Annotated in this window: 8 protein-coding genes; 3 read left to right on the plus strand and 5 right to left on the minus strand. The window is 56.7% G+C overall.

The window, feature by feature from the left end; genetic code table 11:
* On the minus strand, positions 1 to 308 hold a 308-nt coding region (locus NW834_RS12845), incomplete at its 3' end, for a phosphoribosyltransferase (RefSeq protein ID WP_414426335.1).
* 65 nt (positions 309 to 373) lie between these two features.
* Positions 374 to 1,294 carry a branched-chain amino acid transaminase gene (locus NW834_RS12850; RefSeq protein WP_414419752.1) on the minus strand — a complete coding sequence of 307 codons (921 nt, stop codon included), beginning with the start codon at positions 1,292 to 1,294 and terminating at the stop codon, positions 374 to 376.
* 427 nt (positions 1,295 to 1,721) lie between these two features.
* Between NW834_RS12850 and NW834_RS12855 the strand changes: the two genes are divergently transcribed.
* Entirely contained in the window at positions 1,722 to 1,931 is a 210-nt protein-coding gene (locus tag NW834_RS12855; RefSeq protein WP_414419753.1) for a PepSY domain-containing protein, read from the plus strand.
* Between the two features lie 234 nt (positions 1,932 to 2,165).
* Positions 2,166 to 3,608, plus strand: a complete 1,443-nt coding sequence (locus NW834_RS12860) for a hemolysin family protein (RefSeq protein WP_414419754.1) — start codon at positions 2,166 to 2,168, stop codon at positions 3,606 to 3,608.
* Between the two features lie 15 nt (positions 3,609 to 3,623).
* Here the strand turns inward: NW834_RS12860 and NW834_RS12865 are convergent, their stop codons facing one another.
* Positions 3,624 to 5,165, minus strand: a complete 1,542-nt coding sequence (locus tag NW834_RS12865; RefSeq protein ID WP_414419755.1) for an aminotransferase class I/II-fold pyridoxal phosphate-dependent enzyme — start codon at positions 5,163 to 5,165, stop codon at positions 3,624 to 3,626.
* Positions 5,166 to 5,301: 136 nt separating this feature from the next.
* Between NW834_RS12865 and NW834_RS12870 the strand changes: the two genes are divergently transcribed.
* The gene (locus tag NW834_RS12870; RefSeq protein WP_414343483.1) at positions 5,302 to 5,868 is read left to right on the plus strand and encodes a DUF2854 domain-containing protein; all 567 of its coding nucleotides are present in this window, start codon (positions 5,302 to 5,304) and stop codon (positions 5,866 to 5,868) included.
* Between the two features lie 177 nt (positions 5,869 to 6,045).
* On the opposite strand, the gene NW834_RS12875 is transcribed toward NW834_RS12870, so the two are convergent.
* Both NW834_RS12875 and NW834_RS12880 read right to left on the minus strand, forming a co-directional pair.
* The gene (locus NW834_RS12875; protein ID WP_414329093.1) at positions 6,046 to 6,423 is read right to left on the minus strand and encodes a hypothetical protein; all 378 of its coding nucleotides are present in this window, start codon (positions 6,421 to 6,423) and stop codon (positions 6,046 to 6,048) included.
* Between the two features lie 84 nt (positions 6,424 to 6,507).
* Positions 6,508 to 7,298 (minus strand): Ig-like domain-containing protein (locus NW834_RS12880; RefSeq protein ID WP_414426336.1); only part of this gene is annotated, 791 nt, incomplete at its 5' end.

Below are 7,298 nucleotides of genomic sequence, written 5' to 3' on the forward strand. Positions count from 1 at the left end.
AGGGTCATGCCAGAGTCTGCCAGATCGTCCACCAACAGCACGTGGCTGCCCAGGTTGGCGGTGGTCATGGCTAGATCCCGCGAGAAGGTCAGTTGCCCCCGCTGGCGGTTACCGGGCCCAGAGTAGGAAGAGGCTGAGAGAATAGCCAGGGGCAGGTCGAAAAGACGGGCCAAGGTATCGCCAATGCGCAGCCCCCCCTTGGCAATACAGACGATTTGGTTAAATTCCCACCCGCTTTCGTAGACTTTGACGGCCAACTCCTCGATTTTGCGGTGGTAGTCGGCCCAGGTAATGGAAATTTCGTGCAAGGGATCCCCCTCTACCCATCTAGAGTGCTCAGTTTAATAATGACGCTTCTCCCCTCGACTAGGGACTAGCTTTCTTTCAGAGGGATCACCTTCACCCAATGGGCATAGACGGGATCCCGATTTTCGGTAATTGCCGTCAGCTTCTGCCGCAACTGCTCGGTGATGGGGCGGGAGGGGGGCAGGACGTACTGCTCGATCTGGCGAATGGGGGTGATCTTGGCAGCAGTGCCGGTTAAAAAGGCCTCGTCAGCAATCAATAGCTCCGATTTGTCAACGGGCCGTTCTTGGGTAGGGATCCCCAGGTCGCGGGCCAGGGTGAGGACACTGTCGCGGGTGATCCCTTCCAAGATATCTTGGTCGAAGCTGGGGGTAATCAGCACGCCATTGCGCACGATGAAGATGTTCATGCCCGAGGCTTCGCTCACTTTGCCCTGGGAGTTCATCAAAATGGCCTCGTCATAGCCAGCCTGCGCCGCCTCGGTTTTGGCCAAAGAGGAAGTGATGTAGGCGCCGGTGATCTTGCCCCGCAATGGTAGGCTGCGATCCTCTTGCCGGGCCCAAGAGCTGATGCGGCAACTGACCCCCTCCGGCGAGAGATAATCCCCCAATTCTAACCCGTACACGAAAAAGTCTTTCTCGATGTTGTGCAGCCGCGGTGAAATGCCCAAATCGGAGGTGTACACCAAGGGGCGGATGTAGAAAGAAGTGGAGGGCCGATTTTTCTGGATCAGCTCCACAATCACCTGCTCAATCCGTTCAGCGGGGAGATCAAAACAGAGCAGGCGGGCGCTTTGGCTCAGCCGTCGGCAATGGCGATCCAGACGGAACACCAGAACTTGATCCGGGTTTTGCGGATCAGGGATCCCGCGTAGGCCGCCGAACGCCGCTGTCCCGTAGTGCAGAGCATGGGTGGCAATGGAGATCTTCGCCTCAGCAAAGGGGACAATCTGGCCCTGAAAGTAGGCGTAGGGCAGAAAATCTGGCATGGTCGGCACCCACCGGGGTAGGAATGAGAGGTAGGAATATTATCACCGATTCGTGCAGTGCCGGGAGCTCCAACGTCGGCATGACTTCCCTGCCTGTAGTAGCAGCACGCGGGATAGGTGTAGGTGCATTCCTTCCCTACAGCGGTGTTCTTCAGCCAGTCCATTTCTGAGAGGGCTGGATTGGAGGAGCAAACAGTCCATAGCCGAAGAGGGGCCGAGCAGCTACACCCTATGACGCAAAGGGGGTGAACTCCTTGTGAAGGCAGCAATGCTCCTTGTGGCAAGGCTTCTTTGGTCTCAGGGTGGTAGGGTAAGGAGGTGGTTGCTCAAGCAGCTGTAAATAAAGCCTGCAAAACTTTCGATTGCTTCCTTACTTTTGCTTGGCATTTTGCCCCTCGGCGGCCCGATGCTACTGGTAGGTGGGAGCATGAAAACTGCTTTTGCCCAATCTTCTGCTCCGCCTATCCCCATTGAGGAAGCTATTCGGATCGCTCGATCTGCTGTTCCCAATGCTGTGATCAAAGAAGTTGAGTTGGAGCGCGAAGATAGACGCCTAGTTTGGGAAGTGAAATTTACCAACGATATTGAAGTTAAGATCGACGCCACTACCGGCAATATTGTCGATATCGGCGACTAGCACCCAGGAGATGCCCCCTGCATAGGCGGGGGTGAGCGTTGCCGGAAAAGGTTGTAGCTGTTACTGCTTGATGAATGAGAACTGCGAAAGCCGGGGATCCCTTGCATTTTGGGCATGGAGAGGGCGTCATCGATAGTTGACGGATAGCTGAAACCAGTTCGACTGCCGGCCGAGGACAGGTGGTGGGGTCAGGCTGAGCTAGAATGCTGTCTATCCGTCTTGCTGCTCCCCCTGATGGACGACCCCCCTTTAGCCTCGGCGGCTACTTTCCCCAACACTGAGCTTTCGTGGGGAGATGCGTCGCTTAGTCTCCTTTGGGTCATCGGTCTTCTGGTCATCAACGCTTTCTTTGTCGCAGTCGAGTTTTCCTTGGTATCGGCGCGGCGCTCCCGGATGGTGCAGTTGGCCAGCGAAGGGAACCGCCAGGCGGCAATTGTGCAAAAAGCCCAAGAGCAACTGGAATATGCCCTCTCCACCACCCAGTTGGGCATTACCCTGGCCAGTGTGTTGTTGGGCTGGATCGGGGCTACGCAAGTGGCGCCGACGCTGTTTCTGGCCTTGAGGCAGTTGGCTTGGCTTCAGAACCTGGATCCGGCCCTTGTTCGAGGGGTGGCAGTGGTGTTGGTGTTTTCGCTGCTCACCTATTTTCAGATTGTGGTGGGGGAGCTGATCCCCAAGACTCTGGCCATCCTCTATTCGGAGCCGATTGCGCTCAAACTGGCCTGGCTCAACCGCTTGGTAAGCCGCTTCCTCCACCCTTTTGTCGAGCTGCTCCGCTTCTCCTCCCGCTGCCTGCTGCGCATCTTGGGCGTCCGCATCCCCGAGGCCACTTCCTTTTACAGCACCATGACGGTGGAGGAGCTGCAACTGTTGATCGCTTCCTCGGTGGAGTCGGGCAACATCGAGGCGGAAGAGCGAGAGCTTTTGAGCAACATCTTCGAGTTCGGCGAGACGGTGGCCAGCGAGGTGATGATCCCGCGTACCAGCATCGACGCGGTGCCGGAAACTGCAACGGTGCAAGAGGTGCTGGCCGAGGTGGCCGAATCAGGACACTCCCGTTACCCGGTCTACGGCGAGTCTTTGGATGACATCCGCGGGCTGATCCACGTCAAGGAAGTCATTGGGGAGCTGGCCAAGGGATCCATCGACCTCCACAGCCCCATCACGCCTTTTATCCGCGAGGCCCACTTTGAGCCGGAGAACAAGCCGATTGCCGAACTGTTGCCCGAAATGAGGCAGCACCACTGGCCGATGGTGGTGGTGGTGGATGAGTTTGGCGGCACGGCGGGCCTGATCACCATTCAAGACTTGGTGGAGGAGATTGTCGGCAAGCTCTCCGATGGCCCGGATCCCAACACCAAGGAGCCGGACATCCAAGAACTTGACGAAAATACCTTGCTCATCCAGGCTCAGCTAGATATTGAAGAGATCAACGAGCGCTGTGGCCTCAACCTGCCTCTGCACGAGGATTACCAAACGCTGGGGGGCTTTTTGATCTACCACATGCAGAAGATCCCGCGTGCTGGGGAAAAGTTCACCTACCAAGAGATGGAGTTTCAGGTGGTGCGCATGGAGGGGCCACGGGTGGATCGGGTGAAGGTAGCCCGCCGCCCCGGCACCCCGGCAAACTCCCTACCGCTGCTCCCCCCAGCGCAAACGGCAAAAACCCGTCCATAAACCTGCTGGAGAGGACTAGGCCGTTGCTTTGACCACCTTCAGGGTTTGTAGGCGCACATCCTCTGGGCCGTTGATAAAGCCGCCTGCCTCATGCACCAACAGCAGATAGTTCACCGCCTCTTGAGTCACCTCTTCTCCCGGCACCAAAATCGGGATCCCAGGTGGATAGGGGGAGATGATCTCGGCGCAGATATGGCCCACTGCTTCTTGGAAAGGCACCCGCTGAATGGGAGCAAAAAAAGCCTCCCGGGGTGATAGCCGTTGTGGTGGCAAGCAAGGACGGGGCAGTTGTGCCAGCCGCTGCATTTTTTCCATTGCCGCTCTGGATGGGCGGGATCCCTGAAAATGTTGCGACAGGGCGGCGAAACTTTCCACCAGGCGGTCAATGTCTCGCTGGGTATTGCCGATGCTGACAATGAAGACCACATTGTGCAGGGTGGACATCTCCGGCTGCACGTGGAAGTGATCGTTAACCCAGTCGTGAGCGTCGAAGCCAAACAGCCCCAGTTCCGTCACCGTTACCGTGAGGCGGGTGCGATCTAGATCGAAGAAGCCAGGCGTAGAGCCAATGCGCTCTAGGCCAAAACAGAAAAGCCCTGGGATGCGGTTGAGACGGGCGCGGGCTTGATCTGCCAAAGCCAAGGCTTGGCCCAGCAGGGCTTCTCCCTCCAGTGCCATCTGCCGCCGTGCCACATCCAGCGACATCATCAGCACATAGCTGGGACTGGTCGATTGCAGCAGTTGCAGAATGTTGCGCACCCGGTTGGGGTCAATGCGGGATCCCTTGAGGTGCAGCATCGAGGCCTGGGTCATGCCGGAGATCACCTTGTGGGTGGACTGCACCACCAGATCCGCACCGGCTTCTAGGGCCGAGATGGGCAATTGCGGATGAAACCCAAAGTGGGGCCCGTGGGCCTCATCCACCAGCAGCGGCAGGCCGTGGGCATGGGCGATGGAGGCCAAAGCCTGCACATCGCAGCAGACCCCGTAGTAGGTGGGGCTGACTACCAAAACGCCTTTGGCATCGGGATGCTCCGCCAAGGCCCCCTCCAAACCGGCTGGGGTAATCCCGTGGGCAATGCCCAGCTCCGGGTCAAAATCCGGCTCGATATAGGCCGGCACCGCCCCAGAGAGGATCACCCCGGCAATGGCGGATTTGTGGCAGTTGCGCGGCAAGAGGATCTTGTCTCCCGGATCGCACACCGCCATCACCAGCGTTTCCACGCCGCAGGTGGAACCGTTGACCAAAAACCAACTGCGATCGGCGCCGTAGGCCGCTGCAGCCAGCTCCTGGGCCTCCCGGATCACCCCATCGGGATCGTGGAGGTTGTCCACCTCTGGCAACTCGGTCAGATCCGCCCGGAAGACGTTCTCTCCCAGAAAGGTCCGCAAGTCGGCAGGGATCCCACGTCCCTGTTTGTGGCCTGGCGTGTGAAAAGGAGCCTTATCCAAGCTGCAATAGTGGCGGATGGCCTCAAATAGAGGTGCTCGCTCCTGGGCTTTGCGATCCAGCGAGCGCAAATGACGGGAGATTTTGGACAGATCGGACAGAACCACAGACCACTCCTCAACACACCAGGTGGACATTTCTGTGATTATCCATCCCAATGGAGGTTAAGTCCACCGCCGGCCCTTTTCCTGCTAGCCTGGGTTTTCAGGTTGCCTTTCTTCTTCTTCTGCAATCTTGCCTGCGATGTTCGAGAAATTGCCCTTCCCCGTCAGTACCCTCGTTTTGTTGGCCGGAGTTGCCGCCACGGCTTGGGGCTTTGCCCACTACAACGATCCTACCTTGAACTTGATCGGCCTCTTCGCCGGGATCCCCTTGCTGTTGGGAGGGATAACCATGAAGGTAGTGGAACTCAAGCCGGTACCTGCCCTGGCCGCCCCTTCTCTCGAGGTGATCCAAGCCCGCGCCCAGCAGGCCACGGAAATTCAAAAGCAAGTCCGCGCCGATATCACCAAATATAGCTACGGGGCTAATGCCCACCTGGAAGATGCCCTGGAGTTTCTGGGTCTGCGCGGCCCTCTGGAAGCAGATCTGCCCAAGGTGAGAGGGTACAGAGAAGAGCTGCGAGATGGCCGGTATACCTTGGTGCTTCTGTTCGATTCCCCCAAGGTTCCCTTTCAACAATGGCAGGAAAGCTACCAGAAAAAAATGCAAGGCTTCTTTGGCCGAGATGTGGAGGTGCAACTGGAGCAGCCCCAAGAAAATCAGGTGGAATTGGCGCTTATCGCCCGAACAGGATCCCTGACCACCTGAGCAAGGCTTAACCTTCCACCTCATCTGTCAGTTTCACGACTTTTTCACGGGTCGGCTCTTAGAATCAGAGCATCTCATAGGGAAGGTGTGTTGAGGACTGAAACACTAGAGGAAGGATAACCAGGGATCCCATTGGCTGGGATCCCTATTTTTTTCCATCGAGGGGGCGGGAAAGAATTAACGGGATCCCTCTCTGAGCAGCACAAGGATAACCCCGGCAATGATGCTAATCGTGGCTCCTGCGATCAAGCTGGTTGCCAGCCGCTCTAGCCGCTCCCCAACCGATTGAGCAGTGTCGAACTTGAAGCCCAACTTATCGACATCGGCGGAAAGTTTGCTGACACTTTGGGAGAGGTTATCCACCCTGTCGGTCAGGCTATCTACTCGGTTAGTCAGGTTGTCTACTCGATCCGTGAGGTTATCCACCTGCTCGGTCAAGCTATCCACCCGGTGAGACAACCCATCGACGCGCCCCAGCACTTCCCTCTGCTGGTTCACCAAAACTTCTACAACACGCTCAATCCGGTCTAGCCGATCCTCTGTGGGGGTTGTCATCAAATTGATCTCGTAGGTTCCTAATCTTAAAGTAAACAAACGAGCAAGGGATCTTTGTTGGTAAAGACTCTCCAGCCCATCAGGCTAACTCTTATGGGCCTCAGCCGCTTGATCCTGAATAATCCAGGTACGCAGGATTTGAATTTCATCAGCGCTCAAGTGACCTAGGCGATCCATGCCGGTGCCGTTGCGACGAATATAGGCCAATTCTGGGGATCCACTGCGTCCGATAAAAGATCCGGGAGACTCTCCCTGGGGATCACTCACAGGAACCCTGGGCGTAGGTTCAGCTCCTTCCCTGCCCTGCGACAACAAACTCAGGGCATCCACTCCCCCCCCATTCAAACGGATCCCTGCAGCTCGCTGGATGACAGCATGACGAGCTAACCAACGCGGTTTGAGCAACTCGCTATTTTCCGATCCCGGCGTTACATAACGCATCACCGCAGCATAACTATCTAAAGGGCTGCGCCGCATCCGACCGGCCTGCTGATGACAACCTACACAACTGGCTTCTAGCAAGGGCTTAATATCTCGCTGGTAACTGTACTGAGGCTCGGTGCGGAAAGTCAATTCTATGGGCTTTTGTAAATCCAGCTCTTTGGCTGCAGGCAAGAGTATTCTGTAATCTGTGCTGTAGCTGAGTAGCTGTAAAGGCTGAAAGATCAGCTCGTTTCCCTGAATGTCAAAGGCCACCTCCACAGGGGGCTGGATCCCGAAGGCTAGACCTGTTATTCCGGCTGGAAGCTGTCGATCAAAACGCAGATGGATATTTTGGTCAATTGGGATCCCTCTTTGGCCATTGGAAGGATTGCTGGAGACCAATGTAATTCCATTTGCAAAGGGAGCAGTAGATTCTACCTGGGCTTGCTGCA

It is taken from the genome of Synechococcus sp. R60.1 (genome assembly GCF_047461835.1).
Classification (GTDB): domain Bacteria; phylum Cyanobacteriota; class Cyanobacteriia; order Thermostichales; family Thermostichaceae; genus Thermostichus.

Coding starts and splice junctions, on each gene's coding strand:
- NW834_RS12850 (WP_414419752.1), bottom strand. CDS start 1,294: ATGCCAGATTTTCTGCCCTACGCCTACTTTCAGGGCCAGATTGTCCCC.
- NW834_RS12855 (WP_414419753.1), top strand. CDS start 1,722: ATGAAAACTGCTTTTGCCCAATCTTCTGCTCCGCCTATCCCCATTGAG.
- NW834_RS12860 (WP_414419754.1), top strand. CDS start 2,166: ATGGACGACCCCCCTTTAGCCTCGGCGGCTACTTTCCCCAACACTGAG.
- NW834_RS12870 (WP_414343483.1), top strand. CDS start 5,302: ATGTTCGAGAAATTGCCCTTCCCCGTCAGTACCCTCGTTTTGTTGGCC.
- NW834_RS12875 (WP_414329093.1), bottom strand. CDS start 6,423: ATGACAACCCCCACAGAGGATCGGCTAGACCGGATTGAGCGTGTTGTA.